Source organism: Polaribacter sp., assembly GCF_036480315.1.
Classification (GTDB): Bacteria; Bacteroidota; Bacteroidia; order Flavobacteriales; family Flavobacteriaceae; genus Polaribacter.
Map to the genome: position 1 here is coordinate 35540 of NZ_JAZGGG010000036.1, position 17797 is coordinate 53336.

The window sequence follows — 17797 nt, forward strand, 5'->3', positions numbered from 1 at the left end:
TTGTTAGAATCGATTCTAAATAAAGACAAGGAACTTCTAGTTTATTTAAATAATCTAGGAAGTGAGCAATGGGATCCATTATGGTTGGTTATTACAAACCAATTATATTGGGCACCATTGTTTATTTTAGTTTTTTATTTAGTGATTAAATCTTTTGGTTGGAAACAAGGAGGATTAATGATTCTATCTATGATTTTATTAGTTACATTCTCTGATCAATTTACAAATTTCATTAAAGATTCTTTTGAAAGATTAAGACCAAACAATGATCCAGAAATTAAGCATCTTTTAAGAACTCTAATAAATCCACAGAGTTATAGCTTTATGTCTGGTCATGCAACAACATCTACATTTTTTGCAGTTTATACAACACTTTTATTAAAAGAGAAGTATAATAAAATTTATTTAATTTTATTATTCCCTGCAATTTTTGCATATAGTAGATTATATTTAGGAGTCCATTTTCCAATAGATATTTCTGTAGGAATTTTAGTAGGAACTTTATTTGCAAATATCTATTACCAATTATACTTAAAGGTAGATAAAAAGCTATTTGGGTAACTTTTTATTATTAAAATACAAATACTTTGTAGCATGATAAAAAGCTTCTAATAAGCTATCCATTTTTCTTGAAACCAATAGGTTATCACTTTTAATATCATTCATTTCTTTTTTATTCAAATTATACAAACCAGTCGTTTTAGTAACTATAGTTTTAGAATAATACAAACTGTCTTGTAGTAAACCTACAGCAGGTTCTCCATTTATTTTTAAGTACACAAAAGAAGCGTTTTTTGTATTTGTTGAATCTAATAAATTATTACCAAGTGTATAGTTTGTGTGATTTATCTTCGCTAAATTAATAACAGTTGGAAACAAATCTATCAGTTTTCCATTTTTAGATATTGTTTTTGGTTTAACATATTTTGGAGCATGAATAAAAAATGGAACATGCTGTAATTGAATATTCAAATCATATTCTTTGCTATATTTTTCTGTAGGATTCATTGCAGTATTATGATCTCCGAAAAAAGCAAAAATGGTATTCTCATAATAACCAGCTTCCTTTGCTCTTTCTAAAAACCGAGCTACATTAAAATCTAAATAACGTAACGCATTTAACTGTGCAACAGATTTAAAACCAGATTTTTTCAATAAATCAGCAGAAACTTCATTCTCTTTTAAAGGTTTGTAGCTTTCTTTTTCGTCTGGTACAGTAAACGGAATATGGTTAGATGCAGTCTGTATATATGCTACAAAAGGTTTGTTCTTTTCGTGTAACTTTTTCAATTCTTTATCAGATTCTTTAAAAAGTTCATAGTCATCAATTCCCCAAACATCTGCTCGGTTTTCAGTTTTATAACTACCCTCTTCAAAAATCTTTAGCCCATTTATATTGGCTTGAAAAATTCCTCTAATATTTGCCCAATTTGCGCTCCCTCCTAAAAAATATAATTTTTCATAATCTGTAAACTGATCAAATAAAATACGTTGATCTTGTAATAAGGGATTTCTAGAAGCAGTTCTTACATCTTCAATATCTGGTAAACCTGTAACACTTGCAAAAACACTAGCTGCAGTTCCAGATTTATGTACATAAAAATTAGAAAAATTTACACTGCTTTTTAGAAGAACGTCCATTTTTGGAGTACTTTTTATAGCATTTCCATAGTAGCTCATTGGTTTTATGCCAACAGATTCCATCATAACAATTACAATATTTGGTTTTTTTGTAAAAGTTGAATCAAAAACTACTTTTCTTTCAAATGAAATTGTGTCTTTGGGTAAATCTAAATGTGAAGCAATTACAGGATAATATGTATTGAATTCTTCCATATTTACACCTTCACTTCTATAGGCAAAACTATCAAAAAAGTATAAAACCGGATTTAAAGCAAACTGATTTACTGCATTTTTCTTTGAGAAAAAAGCTTCACTCCAACGTAAAGGATAATGAGAAATACTATTGTAAATCCCGAAGGATAATACCAGGAAAGTTCCAGCAAAATAAAGGGTTTTTATTTTTTTTGAAATGTTTTTTTTTTGATTTTCAAATTGAAGAAATAAAAATTTAGAAAATTTGTAAATAATAAAACAAAGTACTAAAAGCCCGAAAACACCTTTGTAAATGGGATAACTTTCAACTAAAACTTGTCCTGAAATCTTTAAATTACTTAAAAAACGAAGTGAAGAAGCATCTAAACGAATGCTTAAGTAATCATAATAACCAAAGTCAAATAAATAGAAAAGTGTTAAAGTTAAATAGGCAAGAACTAAATAAATATTTGCTATTTTTTTATAAACTGTATTTTTAAAAAAAAGATAATTCATTATTAAAACCAATAAAGCAAGTGGAAAAAATGTAATTACCGCTAACTTTATATCAAATCTAAAACCTAGCCAAAATGCTTTTGCAATTTCTGCAGAAGAAACATTTTTTAATTGTGAAAAAAAAGCATAAAATAGAATTCTAAAAAGGGCTATAAAAGCAAATAGGAAAAACACATTTGTAAAAATGTATTTAATATAATTTGGTATTTTTTTAAACATGAATTAGATTTCTAAAGCACAAAGATATTTAATTTATAAGGATATAAAAAAGATAGAAAAATTATTCTTTTTCATTAGACAACATATTTAAAAAACGTTCGAATTCCTGTTTAAATTCAATAAATTTCTTACCTGTTGCTGGTCCATTAAAACCTGTATGAATTTTCCTTACAGTACCTTTTTTATCAATAAAAATGGTTGTTGGGTAAGATAAAATATGGTTTAGCATTGGTAACTTCTTTTGAGCAATTTTTTTATCAGCAATGTTTCCAAAATCTGCTAGTAAAACTGAGTACTTAATTTCTATCCTATCCTTTAAACGTTTTATTCTACTGAAAGCAATTTCTTTAGTTTTTGCAATTTCGAATGCCAATGCAACAATTTCAATGTCTTTATTTGGGTTTTCTTGCAAATAATTCACGTAATATTTACTTTCATCTAAACAGTTTGGGCACCAAGTTCCCATAATTTGTACTAAAACAACTTTATTTTGAAAACGTTTGTCGCTGAAAGAGATAATGTTGCCAGTTTGATCTGGAAAAGAGAAATCAAATTTAGAAAAATCTTCTTTTAAATAAGTTAAATTTTCTTCGTTGGGTAATTCGTACGTATTATTCAATTTTGCAACAAAAGGTTCTTTCCAATGATTACCAGAATAGAAAAACCCGTTTATTATTGAATTAGTTATTTTTGCGGAGAATAAGAAAGCATGTGCTCCATCAAAAGTAGATAGTTTTAAAGAATCTCCATCTACAACACCTTCTAAATACCTGTAATCTCCTGTTGTTGTTCTAAAAGTACCTGTTACTTTATTATTGTTCTGATTAAATATTCCTTTTGCAATGTATCTTTCTTCTTCAGAATTTTGGCTAAAAACAGTTTCCCAATTTCCAGAAACATTTTCTGTTGCATTTTCTTTTACAGAAAAACGATTGTTGCTTTTAGTTGCAGAAAAAGGTACAATTCTATCAACGCTTTCTTTTATAAAAGATCCTTTTAAACCCTCTTTTGTGATTTTTGCGATAATATAACCTTCGTAAACCGGAGTTTTAATTATAATAGAATCATTCTTGTAAGTAATTTCATCAACTTTTATAGTTTCATCAGCATTAAAAATATTAATTTCATTCTCATTAGTTACTTCAAAAATAAAAGGTAATTCTTGGTTGTCTTGTACTTCTAAAACAGCTCTGTAACTTCCTTTTTCTAGTTTTTGATAGCTTTCTTTTTTACAAGAGATTAGTAATATTGTAAAAATTAAAAAGGTAAAAAAAATCTTCATTTAATTTGTTTTCTATTATGTTGGTTCATTGTGAATAAACTTACATTTTTTAAATTAAAAATCAGCTTAAAAAAAGTAGAATTTTAGTAAATTTGCACTCGGAAACCCTCAAAAAGAGAATATGAAAATATCATACAATTGGCTAAAGCAATTTTTACAAACAGATTGGGATGCAACCAAAACTGGAGAATTGTTAACCGATTTAGGATTAGAAGTTGAAGGAATTGAAACTAAAGAATCTATAAAAGGTAGTTTGCAAGGTATTGTTGTTGGTAAAGTTTTAACTTGTATACAACACCCAAACGCAGATAGGTTAAAGATAACTACTGTAGATTTAGGTTATGGAGAACCTGTGCAAATTGTTTGCGGTGCACCAAATGTAGCTGCTGGTCAAAAAGTACCTGTTGCAACTATTGGTACTACTTTATACGATGATAAAGGAGAAGGTTTCAAAATTAAAAAAGGAAAAATTAGAGGAGAAGAAAGCCATGGAATGATTTGTGCAGAAGACGAGTTAGGTCTTGGTAAAGGTCATGATGGAATTTTGGTTCTTGATGAAGCTATAGAAGTTGGTAAGCCGGCTGCAGAAGTTTTTAATATTGAAATAGATCAAGTATTTGAAATTGGTTTAACACCAAACAGATCAGATGCTATGAGCCATTTTGGTGTAGCAAGAGATTTAAAAGCGGGTTTAATTCAAAAGGATTTAAAATTAGAATTAATTTCTCCTTCTGTAAGTGATTTTCATGTAGACGAAAGAGTTTTACGTTTTGATGTAGAAGTAGACGATAAAGAATTATGTCCTCGCTATTGCGGAATTGCCATTACAGATATTGAAGTAAAAGACTCTCCAGAATGGATTCAGAACCGTTTAAAATCAATTGGTTTAACACCAAAAAATAATATTGTAGATATTACAAATTATGTTTTGCATGAACTTGGACAACCTTTACATGCTTTTGATGCTCAAAAGATTAAAGGAAATAAAATTCTTGTAAAAACTTTAGAAGAAGGTACCAAGTTTAAAACGTTGGATGAAGTAGAAAGAATACTTTCTGCTGAAGATATTATGATTTGCGATGCAGATTCTAACCCACTTTGTATTGGTGGCGTTTTTGGTGGATATAAATCTGGTGTAACAGAAAACACAACCTCTATCTTTTTAGAAAGCGCTTATTTTAATCCTGTTTCTGTTAGAAAAACAGCAAAAAGACATGCTTTAAATACGGATGCTTCTTTCCGTTTTGAACGCGGAATAGATATTAACATGACAGAATATGCACTAAAACGTGCTGCTTTGTTAATTGAGGAATATGCTGGTGGAAAGTTATCTTCAGATATTTCTGATTTTTATCCAGAAAAAATTGAAGACTTTCAAGTATTCTTATCCTATGAAAATGCAAACCGTTTAATTGGTCAAGAAATTCCAAGAGAAACGATTAAAAATATTTTAGCTTCTTTAGAAATTAAAATTAATAGTGAAACTGAAGGTGGTTTAGGTTTAACAATTCCATCTTATAGAACAGATGTTCAGCGTGAAGCAGATATTATTGAAGAAATCTTACGTGTATACGGTTATAATAATATTGAATTTTCTCATAAATTAAATACTTCAATTTCTTTTGATTCAAATAAAGAAACAAAAATTGAAAATATTGTAGCCAACCAATTAAGTTCATTAGGTTTTAATGAAACAATGGCAAATTCGTTAACGAAACCTGCGTATACTAATTTATCAGAAAATATAAATGAAGAAGCAAATGTAGAAATATTAAATCCGTTAAGTAACGATTTAAAAGTTTTACGTCAATCTTTATTATTTAGTGGTTTAGAATCTGTTGCTTATAATATAAATAGAAAAAATAGTTCTTTACAGTTTTATGAGTTTGGTAAAACATATCATAAATACAACGAAAAATACCAAGAAGACAAACATTTAACGCTTTTTGTAACAGGAAATAGAAGTAAAGATAGTTGGAAAACAGTATCTAATCCATCAGATTTTTTCTATACAAAAGGAATAATTAATTCTGTTTTAAGTAGGTTAGGAATTGATAAAGTAAAATCATCACCTACAAAACAAGACATTTTTTCAGAAGGAATTAGTTTTGGTTTAGGAAAAATTAAATTGGTTGAATTCGGAGTTGTAAAAACTTCAATTTTAAAAGAATTCGGGGTTAAACAAGAAGTTTTATTTGCTGATTTTAATTGGGATACCATTTTAAAGTTAAGCGGTAATAAGAAAATTAAAGTTACCGAATTACAGAAATTCCCTGCGGTTAAACGTGATTTAGCTTTATTATTAGATACAAAAACAGAATTTAAAGAAGTATACAATTTAGCATTTCAATCTGAAAAGAAAGTTTTAAAAGAAGTAGATTTATTTGATGTATATGAAGGAGATAATTTACCAGAAGGTAAAAAATCTTATGCAGTTAGTTTCTTGTTGCAAGATGAGTCTAAAACATTAGCAGATAAACAAATAGATAAAATAATGCAAAAATTACAGCAAACATTCGAAAAGAATTTAAATGCTGTTTTAAGATAATTTAAAAGCCCTTTTTGGGCTTTTTTTATAGTTTTAAATTAATAGTTGTTTTTTATTACTAACACATAAGTTTATATATGTACAAACAAATAATACGTCCTATTTTATTTTTATTCGATCCAGAAAAGGTTCATTATTTTACATTTTCTTTAATTAGAGTTTTATGTAAAATTCCTTTTATAGCATCTATATTTAGAAGTTTGTATCTAGTAAACGATAAAAAATTAGAACGCAATTTATTTGGCTTAAAGTTTAATAATCCGGTTGGTTTGGCTGCTGGGTTTGATAAAAATGCAGTTTTATATAATGAACTTGCAAATTTCGGATTCGGTTTTATAGAAATAGGAACCGTAACTCCAAAAGGGCAAGTTGGTAATCCTAAAAAAAGATTATTCCGATTAAAAGATGATCAGGGAATTATTAATAGAATGGGTTTTAATAATGAAGGCGTTGAAGAAGCTATAAAAAACTTAAAGAAGAATAAGCATAAAGTTATTATTGGTGGAAATATTGGAAAGAATACCAACACAAAACCAGAAGATTATACAAATGATTATTTAGAGGTTTTTAAAGAATTACATCCTTTTGTAGATTATTTTGTTTTAAATGTAAGTTGCCCAAACGTTGGTAGCCATGCAAAATTAAATGATAAAGAGTATTTAGTGGAGTTAATTACAGCTTGTCAAAATCAGAATAACTTATTCAAAATTAAGAAACCAATTTTACTTAAAATTGCACCAGATTTAAATAATGTTCAGTTAGATGAAATTATAGAATTGGTTGCAGAAACTAAAATAGATGGCGTTATAGCTTCCAATACATCTACAAATAGAGTAAATTTAAAAGCTTCAAAAGAGCGTTTAGAAGAAATTGGAAATGGTGGAGTTAGTGGAAAACCAGTAAAAAACCAGAGTACAAAAGTAATTCAATATTTAGCAGATAACTCTAATAAATCTTTTCCAATTATTGGAGTAGGTGGAATTCATTCTGCTGAAGATGCAATAGAAAAAATAAAAGCGGGTGCAGATTTAGTACAAGTTTATACAGGCTTTATTTATGAAGGACCCTGTTTGATTAAAAAAATTAATAAGGCAATTTTAGCTGACTTATAATTTATACTTCTTAATAGATTTTTAGAAGAAAGAAAAAATAGTATTTTTACAACAATGTTAGAAACACTTATTTCTTTTGTATTAGCAACTTCTGTATTATCAATATCTCCTGGACCAGATAATATTTTTGTATTAACCCAAAGTATTGTAAACGGTAGAAAATTTGGATTAGCAACAGTTTTTGGTTTAATGACGGGTTGTATTATACATACAACTTTGGTTGCATTTGGTGTTTCTACAGTTATAAATGAAAATCCAAATATTTTCTTTATTATTAAATTATTAGGTGCTGGTTATTTACTGTATTTAGCTTACAGTGTTTACAAAAGTGATGCTGAAATTATCTTTTCAACAGAAAATGTAAAAAAGAAAACAACTTTTCAGTTATTTAAAACTGGGTTTTGGATGAATGTTTTAAACCCGAAAGTTACTATTTTCTTTTTGGCATTTTTTCCACAGTTTTTGTTTTCAGAAACCATTTCTACTGTAATTCAGTTTTATGTTTTAGGCGGATTATTTATATTAACTTCTTTCTTAATATTTTCTTCAATTGCTTTATTGGCAGGAAGTATTTCAGTTTATATAAAACAAAATAAAAAAGCAGGTATCATTTTAAAATGGGCACAAATAATTGTGTTTGTTTTAATTGCAGTTTTGATATTGCTTTAATAAGTTTTGTTTTATGTCAAAAAAACATTGAAAATTATCAATAAAATTAACAAAAACGAATTCTCAAAAATTGTATCTTTGGTTTGATGAAAAAAGTCAAAATCATAGAATGCCCACGTGATGCAATGCAAGGAATAAAATCTCATTTTATTTCTACAGAAAAAAAAGCATTGTACATCAACTCTTTATTAAAGGTTGGTTTTGATACCATTGACTTTGGGAGTTTTGTTTCTCCAAAAGCAATTCCACAAATGCGAGATACTGCAGACGTTTTGGCAAAATTAGATTTATCTAAAACAGAAAGTAAATTACTAGCAATTATAGCAAATGTTAGAGGCGCAAATGACGCTGCTCAATTTGAAGAAATAGATTATTTGGGTTATCCTTTTTCTATTTCAGAGAATTTTCAAATGAGAAATACACACAAAACTATTGCAGAGTCTTTAGAAACTTTAGATGCCATTTTAAACATCGCAGATAAATCAAACAAAGAAGTTGTTGCTTATTTATCTATGGGATTTGGAAATCCGTATGGAGATCCTTGGAATGTAGATATTGTTGGAAATTGGACAGAGAAACTCTCTAAAATGGGTGTAAAAATTTTATCGCTTTCCGATACTGTTGGTAGTTCTACACCAGATGTTATTGAATATTTGTTTTCAAATTTAATTACTAAATATCCACAAATAGAATTTGGCGCACATTTACACACAACGCCAGACAAATGGCACGAAAAAGTAAATGCTGCTTTTAAAGCGGGTTGTAATCGTTTTGATGGTGCAATAAAAGGATATGGCGGTTGCCCAATGGCAAAAGATGAGTTGACAGGGAATATGCCAACAGAAAAACTGTTATCTTATTTTACAGAACAAAAAGCATACACAAATATAAAACCAATGAGTTTTGAAAGTGCTTATAATAAGGCATTAGAGGTTTTTATTTAAGTTATAATTTATAAATTACCTTAAGAACATAAGTTCTAGGAAAAACAAATCTTCTTGTTTCTGAAAATAGAATAGAAGATAAACTAGAATTTACTTTAGAACTGTTGTTCCCAATATTTGTTCCAGAAATTTCAAAACCCCAAGGACTATTCTCTTTTTGATAAAATATAGAAGCATTAATTTCATTATAAGAATTACGTGTATTTGAAACATTATTCTTGTAAAAGTTATATAAATATTCGGTTTTAAAAACCCAATCTCCTTTTTCATAATCAATAACAAAATCTAATTTAGAAATATTTGAAAGGCTATTAAAAAATGCATTACTATTATCATTATATGTTTGAATATATGAAAAATCTATATTTGGTTTTTCTTCATACATCGTTCTAAAGGTTAATCTTCCAGTTAAGGAATTATCTTTTGATAAAACCTCATTATTGTTAATTATTCTTGCATAAGAAGAGTTATTATATTCTGTTAACATGGTGGCTTTCCAGTATTTATAATTATAGACAATTCTAAAACTTGAAGAAAATGACTTACTTGGTGTATTTATATTTATTAGATTAATGAAGTTAAAAATATTTGTCGAATTAAAAATATTTTGTACTTGGTTATTTCTTAATCTATAATATAAACTTGGATAAAAGCTCCAGCCGTATGTTCTATATTTACTATATTTTAAACTGAAAAAATGATAAAAAGTTTCTTTTAAATCCGTATTTCCAATAAAAATATTATTATAATTATTAAAAATACTATTTGATATTAATTGTTTTGTATTTGGAAATGAATTTGTGAGATTGTATTTAAAAGTAAGTTTTTTTCTATTAGAAATATCCCAATCTAACTCTATTTTTGGTAATATTTTATTAGACTTATAAGAATTTCCATCACTTAATTGTGAAGTAGTTCTATAGTAATTTTGATATTTTAATTCTGTAGTTAAAATAGCATTTCCAATTAATTTTTTATACATAATACTACTAAAAATTGTAAACTTATTTTGATTTAAATTGTTTTTAAAGCCATTAAAAAAAATATTATTTTGCAGTAAATTGCTTTTAAAATTATTTTGTTCATATACATTACCAATATTAAAATACAAATGATTTACATTATCAATTATCCAAAAATGTTTTAGACCTGCATTGTAACTAAAAGTGTTAAAAGAAGTGTTTTGGAATATATTAATTGGTTTTGTTTCATCTACATTAATACTATTTGGAAATATATTTGTGTTTGCTTCCCAGTTATTATTATCATTTATTTTATTAAAATTAAGATTTACAATTGCTTGAGATGTATGATAACCAGAAAATTTCTTTTCAGCTTTAAAGTAAGAACTTACTTTATTACTTTCTATAGTATTGTTTTCATTAAAGGTAATTAGATTTCCTTCTAAATCCCTATTGTTTTCTATTGATTGATTTACAGAAGTAGATTCAAATTTTGTAAAGTATTTAATTCTAGTATTTTCATTTGGCTTATATAAAAGTTGAATTCTACCTAAAACTAAATCTTGTTTATTCTTTTCATTTTCGTGTAATTTTTCAGTAAGATCATCTACCAAGTAGTTTCTAAATTTTTCTACTTTAGAAACTGTATTATCGGAAAGTGCTATTAAAAAAGAACTCCAATTTGTTTTTTCATTTTTACTCCATTGCAAATTAAAACCACCAAACTTATGATTACTTTTTATAAAATTTTGATTTCTTAAAAGTTTTACTATTGGAGATTGTATAACAGTTTTTAAGTTGTTAAAATCTAAACCTCCTTCAAAGTTTATATAATCTCTTATAGAAAAAGATTTTTTATTGGTGTTATTTAAGTCCCCTATAAAACTATAATTTATTTTTGGACTGTATTTAAAGATTGCAGGATGAAAAAGGTATCTTTCTTTAATCCCTAAACCAGTTTCTATATCACCAAAAACAAACTTTTTTTTATCTTTCTTTAAGTTGATGTTCATTGCAACTTTGTCAGATTTTTCTAAACCTTTCATAAAAGTGTTTTCATGATAATCTTCTATAACATCTATTTTATCTATAACATCTGCAGGAATATTATTTACAGCTAATTTTGTATCTCCGGTAAAAAACACTTTATTATCTACTAAAAGTGTCGTTACTTTTTTACCATTTACAGTAATATTCCCTTTTCTATCTACTTCTACACCTGGTAATTTTTTTAAAATTTGCTTTAATTTACGCTCTTTACCATTTGTAAAAGCATCTACGTTATAAGTTGTTGTATCTTTTTTTATTTTTATTGGCACTTTATATTTTATGACTATTTCCTCTAGTTTATTAGGATCTTCATGTAAGGTGTAATTGATAATAGTATCTTCTTGAGGAGTAATTAAAACTACTTTTCTAGTAATATATCCCATAAAACTTATAGAAATATTATAACTAATATTTTTTAAAAGTTCTATAGAATATTCTCCTTTATTATTACTAACACTAAATACCAATTTACCTTTACCACTTGGAAAAGCAATAACATTTGCACTTCTTAAAGGCGCGTTTTTAGTATCTAATATTTTCCCTTTAACTTTAACTTGTGCAAAGTTGTTTAAGAAAAAACATAATAACGTAACAATAAAAAAATATTTTTTAAGCATTTATGGTTAATCTGGTGTAACTTTTCTAGCATCTCTCATAAGTATTACCATTTCTCTTATGTTTATTTTTTTTCCCTTCTTTATACTAGGTATTTTTTTCATTTTTTTAGGGTTTAAAATTATTTTGTCAACTAAATAAATAAGGCCATTACTAATCTCTAATTTTAAAATTAAACCAGGTAACCCACCATTCCCAACTGGTCCATAGGGTACAGGTATGTCTGGGGTATACCATGCAATGAGAATTCTATCTTTATTAGCTCTTGGTATAAATTGTTTTCTTGTAGCTTTAAAGCAAGTATAACCATCTATTATTTGTACTTCACTATTTAACTCCCATCCTTTCATTTTATAACTCTTGTCTACAATATATTTTTTATTTAAAATTTCTATATTATGTGCAGCTGTTTTATTTGAATTGTTAAATTGATACCATTTTTGGTGAGATTTAGTTAATATATTAGCAGCTTTGGCTTCAAAAGGATAAATAGGTATGTTTTTTTCTTTTTTAAAGAAAGACATTTTATTATTGTAATATAAAACTTGTGAGATTCTATTTATTTCTTCTGTTATTTTCCTTGCCATTTCAGGCCTTGAGGTTTTATTTATTTTAGTTCTTCCAGTTTTATATGTAACTATACCCGTTTGTGAAAAAGATATGTTTAAGTTGATAAAAAAAGTAATAAATAAAAAAAAGGCTTTGATTTTCATAATATATAATTATTTTAAAGATCATAAAGTATTAGTCTGGCGTAACCTTTCTTGCTTCTCTCAAAAGTTTTGCTGATTCTTTATCGCTTATCTTTTCACCTTCTTTTAAGCTAGGTATTTTTTTCATTTTTTTAGGGTTTAAAGTGATTTTATCAACTAAATAATAAAAATTGTTTTTGACTTCTAATTTTAAAATTAAACCAGGTAATCCACCATTTCCAATTGGCCCATAAGGAACAGGAATATCTAGTGTATACCAAGCAATATTATTCATGATTTTACCGCTTCTATCATTTGTCCATGTTCTTATTGCTTTGTAGCAAGTATATCCATCTATAATTTTAATTTCATTTAAAAGTTCCCAATTATTCATCCTATTACTATAATTAACTATATAATTTTTGTTTAAAATTTTAGTATTATAGGAAGCTGTTTTTTTAGGGTTATTAAATTGATGCCATTTTTTACCATAGTTAGTGAAAATTGCGGCAGCTTTGTATTCAAAAGAATGTATTGGTATTTTTTTTTCTTTTTTAAAATAGGATTTCTTACTGTTATAATATAAGCTAAAAGAGGATCTATTTATTTCTTCATATATCTTTCTTGCCATTTCAGGATTAGAAGTTTTATTATTACTAGTTGTTATTGTTTTATATGTAATGATTCCTGTTTGTGAATACAATAATGTACTTGCAGAAAGGATAAAACTTAAAAATAAAATTTTGTTTTTCATAATAGTTATTTTAAAGGGAGGTTTTTAGACCTCCCAAATGATTAAATTTTTATTATTATCCCATACATGAAGCATATCCTACATTGTAATGCATATTTGCTTCACTTTCAGACATCTCTCCCCCAAAAATATCCTCTACAAATGCTAAATATTGACACGCTTCTGCATGACAACTAGCTATAATCACTTCAGAACTATTAATATTCGCATTTAAAGTTGCAATACTTGCAACAAATGCAAGTGTTAAAATTACTTTTTTCATAATATTAAGTTTTAAAATTTTAATTAAATTAATTTTGTACTAAACTATGAGGTGTATTACATTTGCAACACTTTCCTCGGTTTGTCTTTTGTCTTTATTTCATTGGCATTTGTATTTAGTTAAACATTATTGGTATACTGTTTTATTTAAATTTACAAACCGAGTTTTTATTCTTAAATAAATATTTAAAAATTAATAACCAAGTATTAGATTAGACACCAATAAAAATTGGTGCTAAAAAAAATAATCCTAAATTGTAATGAAAAGAAAGCAATTTTTTCTTCTCATCCCCCAAAACAATTTTAGTGGATGATACCCAAATGTAAAAAAAAAAAAATGAGTTACACAAATATTTTTCATAAGTTTTTAAATAACAGGCATTTATACTTGTTTTTTGTTTGCTTATTTTTCTCTTGCCAAAAAGACGATAACAAGATAGACTTTACCTTTTTACAATTAAATGATGTCTATGAAATTGCACCAATACAAGGAGGAGAATTTGGAGGAATGGCAAGAGTAGAAACGGTACACAAAGAATTGTTAGAAGAAAATAAAAATACACTGCTTTTTATGGCGGGTGATTTTTTGAATCCTTCATTACTAGGAACTATAAAAGTTAATGGAGAAAGACTTCGTGGTAAACAGATGGTAGAAGTAATGAATGCTATGAATTTCGATTTAGTAGCATTTGGTAATCATGAGTTTGATGTTTCTCAAAAAGATCTTCAAAAGCGTTTAAATGAAAGTAATTTTCCTTGGATTTCTGCAAATGTAAAACTAAAAACAAAAGAAGCTGCAATTCCTTTTTATAAAGAACGAAATGGACAGAAAGAATCAGTAGGAGAGACTTTTATAAAAGAATTTACTGATGAAGATGGTACTAAAATAAGAGTAGGTTTTATAAGTGTTTGTATTCCTTCTAACCCAAAAGAGTTTGTAGAATACGGTAATATGTTTGTAAAAGCAAGAGCTTCTTATACAGCAATTAAAGATTCTGTTGATGTTGTTTTTGGCTTAACACATGTTAAAATTACTAATGATAAAAGAATTGCAAAATTAATACCAAATCTGCCTTTAATTATGGGTGGTCATGAACATACAAATAGTAATGATTTTGTGGGTAGTGTTCAGATTTCTAAAGCAGATGCAAATGCAAAAACGGTCTATGTTCATCGAATTTCTTATAATAAAAAGACAAAGAAAACTGTTGTAAAATCAGAATTAAAAGAAATTAACTCTACAATTATAGAAGATAAAATAGTTGGAGAAATAGTCAATAAATGGCAAACAGTATTGTCTTCTAAAATTAAAGAAATTATTTCAAAACCAGAAGAAGTCATTTTTAAAGCTAAAGTTCCTTTAGACGGAAGAGATACGCCAATTAGAAGTACACAAACCAATTTAGGACAAATGATTACAAAAGCAATGTCTTTTTCGTATGATGATAAAGTTGATTGTGCCATTGTAAATGGTGGCTCTATAAGAATTGATGATCAATTAAGTGGCAATATTACTGCAGTAGATATTTTTAGAGTTTTGCCTTATGGTGGTGCAGTTGTAAAAGTTGAGATTAAAGGAAGGTTATTAAAGAGAGTTTTAGACTACGGTGTGTTAGCTGCTGGAACTGGAGCATATTTACAACGATTTAATGCTGAAAAAGTAGGAGAGAAGTGGTTGATTAAAAGTAAATCATTAGACATTAATAAAACATATACTGTAGCCTTTTCAGATTATCTTTTAAAAGGATTTGATATTCCTTTTTTATCTCCAAAAAACAAAGAAGTATTATCTGTTTATCAGCCTAAAGAAAATGAATTAGCAGAAGATATCCGTAAAGCAGTTGTTGCTTATCTAAAAAGTTTATAGCCTTATTTTTTTGATTTTCAATGAGTTAATGTAAAGTTCTTATTTTTATTTAAATTAAATCTAAATAATCTTTGTCAATGTAAAAATGAGTATTACATTTGCACGAAAATAAATCAACTATTTATAATTAATCTAAATAAAAAAATGAATAAGTTTTTAACTTTCGCAATTGCTGTAGCTTTAACTATAAGTATTTCAGCACAAAATTCACAAAGAGACTCTATAAACAACCCTAATAACCAAGTAAATACTGCCCAACGTATTTTAAATGGTAATATTAACACTAAAGGTGTTACTGTTGGTGGTTATGGAGAATTAACATACAATAGAAAAGATAATAACAATGCAGAATTAGACGTACAACGTTTGGTTTTATTATTCGGATATAAGTTTGATGATAGAACTCAATTTATTACAGAAGTAGAGTTCGAACATGTAAAAGAAGTATTTGTAGAACAAGCTTTTTTACAATATTCTGTGAGTGATAATGTAAATTTAAGAGCTGGTTTAATGTTAGTTCCTATGGGAATTGTAAACGAATATCATGAGCCAACAACTTTTAACGGTGTAGAAAGACCAAGTATAGATGGATCAATTGTACCAACAACTTGGAGAGAATTAGGGGTTGGAGTTTCTGGTAGATATAATGAAGCTTCTTTACGTTATCAAGCGTATTTATTTAATGGTTTTTTATCGTCAACTTCAGATGGAAACGGAAATATTACTGGTGGAAAAATTGGTGGAAGTAAAGGTTTACGTGGCGGACGTCAAAAAGGTGCAAAATCTACTATGAATAACCTTAATTTCTCTGGGAAATTAGATTATTACGGTTTACCTGGTTTACGTTTAGGCTTGTCTGGTTACTTTGGTAGAACGCAATCTCCTGCAGATATTGAAGATATAGCAGGTGCAGATGTTGGTCTTTCTATGATTGGTTTAGACGCACGTTATGCATACCAACGTTTTACTGCTAGAGGTCAATTTATTCATGGAAGTTTAACAGACACAGAAGACTATAATACTGCAACTGGTGCTGCTTTAGGAAGTGCTTTACAAGGATATTATTTAGAAGCTGCTTATAACCTATTACCTCAAGATAAAAAACAGCAACTAGTAAGTTTTGTAAGATTTGAAAATTTTGATACGCATGCTTCTGTTGAAGGAGCACTAACAAAAAATGCAAGTTATGATAGACAAGAATGGACTCTTGGTTTAAGTTATAAAATTGCTCCTGGTGCAGTTATAAAAGGAGATTATCAAATAAAAAATAACGCAGCTATTGGTAGTTCTTCAGTAAAACAATTAAACTTTGGTTTAGGTGTTTGGTTCTAAAACTATCTTTTAAATGATTAAAAGTTGAGATAAATTTAGTTTTGTCTCAATTTTTTCTTTTTATTTAGATTAAATCTAATTATTTTTGCAATATGATTTTAAAACGATTTATTCCTTTTTTAATTTTTATATTTTATCTTTTATTGGTGTCTTTTAACTTGCCTGATAAACTAAAAAAGAAAGTAAATAAAGAGATAACCAAAACTTTTGAAGTTGAAGATTTTCAATTGAAATTGGTTATCATTAATGATTCCATCAAAAATAAATTAGCTTATAAAATTGAAAAAAATCATCTTTTTAAAATTGAAAAAGAAAGTAAAATAGTGGGCTATGCTTTTGTAGATAAAGCTCCAAGTAAAACCGATGAGTTCGATTATTTAATTTTATTAGATAAAAATTTAATTATTGCAAAAGCTAAAGTTTTAATCTATAGAGAAGATTACGGTGGCGAAATAGGAAGCAGACGCTGGTTAAAGCAATTTATTGGAAAAAAATCTTCGGATGAATTAAAATATGAAAAAGATATTATTGCAATTTCTGGTGCAACAATTTCGGCAAACTCAATGACAGTTGCAATAAATCATTTTTTACAAAATTTAAATATTCTTCACACAAACAATGTTCTGTAATGCAGATTAGTGGAATAATTCAGCAATTTCCAAAAGAAATAAAAGGACTAATACTTGCTTTTATTTGTACATTAAGTATTGGTTTTTATAGCGGAATTTCTTTCGTTAGATCTACTACAGACGCAAACCCTAATGGAATTGAACAACGTTATCTTGGAAATGAAAATGATGAGAATGCCACAAAAATGATGTTCAAAAAGTCTGAAGGTGAAATTATGACTACAGTTCACAGTCATATATTATCACTTTCTGTCATTTTCTTTTTGGTCGCATTAATTTTATCTACAACTAATATCAATCAAAAATTAAAAATGTTTTTGATGATTGAACCTTTTTTCTCTTTGGTTTTTACTTTTGGAGGAATTTATTTTCTTTGGAAAGATATTTTTTGGATGAAATATGTAATTATGTTTTCAGGTTTTTTAATGACTGTAACATACACAGCTTCTATTTTTATTATTTTAAAAGAGGTTATAAGCAGAAAAAAATCTAAAACATATTTAGTGTAAAAAGTTAATAATTAGTTGTAA

15 protein-coding genes are annotated in these 17797 nt (G+C 27.2%); 9 read left to right on the forward strand and 6 right to left on the reverse strand.

Going from position 1 to position 17797, the window contains the following annotated elements; genetic code table 11:
* The gene (locus tag V3V28_RS07070; RefSeq protein ID WP_331364320.1) at nt 1–561 is read left to right on the forward strand and encodes a phosphatase PAP2 family protein; all 561 of its coding nucleotides are present in this window, start codon (nt 1–3) and stop codon (nt 559–561) included.
* Here the strand turns inward: V3V28_RS07070 and V3V28_RS07075 are convergent.
* A complete protein-coding gene (locus V3V28_RS07075; protein ID WP_331364321.1) occupies nt 550–2550 on the reverse strand; it encodes an LTA synthase family protein in 2001 nt (666 codons plus the stop codon). The two genes, V3V28_RS07070 and V3V28_RS07075, sit on opposite strands and share 12 nt — an antisense overlap.
* A 61-nt stretch (nt 2551–2611) precedes the next feature.
* Nucleotides 2612–3832 carry a TlpA disulfide reductase family protein gene (locus V3V28_RS07080; protein ID WP_331364322.1) on the reverse strand — a complete coding sequence of 407 codons (1221 nt, stop codon included), beginning with the start codon at nt 3830–3832 and terminating at the stop codon, nt 2612–2614.
* A 121-nt stretch (nt 3833–3953) separates the two neighbouring features.
* Between V3V28_RS07080 and pheT the strand changes: the two genes are divergently transcribed.
* The 4 genes from pheT to V3V28_RS07100 all read left to right on the forward strand — a co-directional run bounded on the left by pheT (nt 3954) and on the right by V3V28_RS07100 (nt 9105).
* Nucleotides 3954–6380 carry a phenylalanine--tRNA ligase subunit beta gene (pheT, locus tag V3V28_RS07085; RefSeq protein ID WP_331364323.1) on the forward strand — a complete coding sequence of 809 codons (2427 nt, stop codon included), beginning with the start codon at nt 3954–3956 and terminating at the stop codon, nt 6378–6380.
* Between the two features lie 77 nt (nt 6381–6457).
* Nucleotides 6458–7492, forward strand: coding sequence for a quinone-dependent dihydroorotate dehydrogenase (locus tag V3V28_RS07090; RefSeq protein WP_331364324.1), 1035 nt, complete (start codon nt 6458–6460; stop codon nt 7490–7492).
* Nucleotides 7493–7546: 54 nt separating this feature from the next.
* A complete protein-coding gene (locus V3V28_RS07095; RefSeq protein WP_331364325.1) occupies nt 7547–8161 on the forward strand; it encodes a LysE family translocator in 615 nt (204 codons plus the stop codon).
* A gap of 86 nt (nt 8162–8247) precedes the next feature.
* Nucleotides 8248–9105, forward strand: coding sequence for a hydroxymethylglutaryl-CoA lyase (locus V3V28_RS07100; RefSeq protein WP_331364326.1), 858 nt, complete (start codon nt 8248–8250; stop codon nt 9103–9105).
* 1 nt (nt 9106) lies between these two features.
* On the opposite strand, the gene V3V28_RS07105 is transcribed toward V3V28_RS07100, so the two are convergent.
* The 4 genes from V3V28_RS07105 to V3V28_RS07120 are packed head-to-tail and all read right to left on the reverse strand — an operon-like array spanning nt 9107 to nt 13440.
* Nucleotides 9107–11734, reverse strand: coding sequence for a TonB-dependent receptor (locus V3V28_RS07105; RefSeq protein ID WP_331364327.1), 2628 nt, complete (start codon nt 11732–11734; stop codon nt 9107–9109).
* Between the two features lie 6 nt (nt 11735–11740).
* Nucleotides 11741–12445: a GLPGLI family protein gene (locus V3V28_RS07110; protein ID WP_331364328.1), complete on the reverse strand. Its 705-nt coding sequence runs from the start codon at nt 12443–12445 to the stop codon at nt 11741–11743.
* A 31-nt stretch (nt 12446–12476) separates the two neighbouring features.
* On the reverse strand, nt 12477–13178 hold the full coding sequence (locus tag V3V28_RS07115; RefSeq protein ID WP_331364329.1) for a GLPGLI family protein: 702 nt from the start codon (nt 13176–13178) through the stop codon (nt 12477–12479).
* A gap of 55 nt (nt 13179–13233) precedes the next feature.
* Nucleotides 13234–13440, reverse strand: a complete 207-nt coding sequence (locus V3V28_RS07120; RefSeq protein ID WP_331364330.1) for a hypothetical protein — start codon at nt 13438–13440, stop codon at nt 13234–13236.
* Nucleotides 13441–13776: 336 nt separating this feature from the next.
* Here V3V28_RS07120 and V3V28_RS07125 point away from each other — a divergent pair, with 336 nt between their 5' ends.
* The 4 genes from V3V28_RS07125 to V3V28_RS07140 all read left to right on the forward strand — a co-directional run bounded on the left by V3V28_RS07125 (nt 13777) and on the right by V3V28_RS07140 (nt 17776).
* Nucleotides 13777–15306, forward strand: a complete 1530-nt coding sequence (locus tag V3V28_RS07125; RefSeq protein WP_331364331.1) for a bifunctional metallophosphatase/5'-nucleotidase — start codon at nt 13777–13779, stop codon at nt 15304–15306.
* Nucleotides 15307–15450: 144 nt separating this feature from the next.
* Nucleotides 15451–16638, forward strand: a complete 1188-nt coding sequence (locus V3V28_RS07130; protein ID WP_331364332.1) for a porin — start codon at nt 15451–15453, stop codon at nt 16636–16638.
* Between the two features lie 158 nt (nt 16639–16796).
* Nucleotides 16797–17267, forward strand: a complete 471-nt coding sequence (locus V3V28_RS07135; RefSeq protein ID WP_331364333.1) for an FMN-binding protein — start codon at nt 16797–16799, stop codon at nt 17265–17267.
* Nucleotides 17267–17776, forward strand: a complete 510-nt coding sequence (locus V3V28_RS07140) for a hypothetical protein (protein ID WP_331364334.1) — start codon at nt 17267–17269, stop codon at nt 17774–17776. Before V3V28_RS07135 ends, V3V28_RS07140 begins: the two co-directional genes overlap by 1 nt.
* Nucleotides 17777–17797: the final 21 nt, after the last annotated feature.

Coding starts and splice junctions, on each gene's coding strand:
- V3V28_RS07115 (WP_331364329.1), bottom strand. CDS start 13,178: ATGAAAAACAAAATTTTATTTTTAAGTTTTATCCTTTCTGCAAGTACA.
- V3V28_RS07130 (WP_331364332.1), top strand. CDS start 15,451: ATGAATAAGTTTTTAACTTTCGCAATTGCTGTAGCTTTAACTATAAGT.
- V3V28_RS07090 (WP_331364324.1), top strand. CDS start 6,458: ATGTACAAACAAATAATACGTCCTATTTTATTTTTATTCGATCCAGAA.
- V3V28_RS07110 (WP_331364328.1), bottom strand. CDS start 12,445: ATGAAAATCAAAGCCTTTTTTTTATTTATTACTTTTTTTATCAACTTA.
- V3V28_RS07120 (WP_331364330.1), bottom strand. CDS start 13,440: ATGAAAAAAGTAATTTTAACACTTGCATTTGTTGCAAGTATTGCAACT.
- pheT (WP_331364323.1), top strand. CDS start 3,954: ATGAAAATATCATACAATTGGCTAAAGCAATTTTTACAAACAGATTGG.
- V3V28_RS07100 (WP_331364326.1), top strand. CDS start 8,248: ATGAAAAAAGTCAAAATCATAGAATGCCCACGTGATGCAATGCAAGGA.
- V3V28_RS07075 (WP_331364321.1), bottom strand. CDS start 2,550: ATGTTTAAAAAAATACCAAATTATATTAAATACATTTTTACAAATGTG.
- V3V28_RS07105 (WP_331364327.1), bottom strand. CDS start 11,734: ATGCTTAAAAAATATTTTTTTATTGTTACGTTATTATGTTTTTTCTTA.
- V3V28_RS07080 (WP_331364322.1), bottom strand. CDS start 3,832: ATGAAGATTTTTTTTACCTTTTTAATTTTTACAATATTACTAATCTCT.
- V3V28_RS07125 (WP_331364331.1), top strand. CDS start 13,777: ATGAGTTACACAAATATTTTTCATAAGTTTTTAAATAACAGGCATTTA.
- V3V28_RS07095 (WP_331364325.1), top strand. CDS start 7,547: ATGTTAGAAACACTTATTTCTTTTGTATTAGCAACTTCTGTATTATCA.
- V3V28_RS07140 (WP_331364334.1), top strand. CDS start 17,267: ATGCAGATTAGTGGAATAATTCAGCAATTTCCAAAAGAAATAAAAGGA.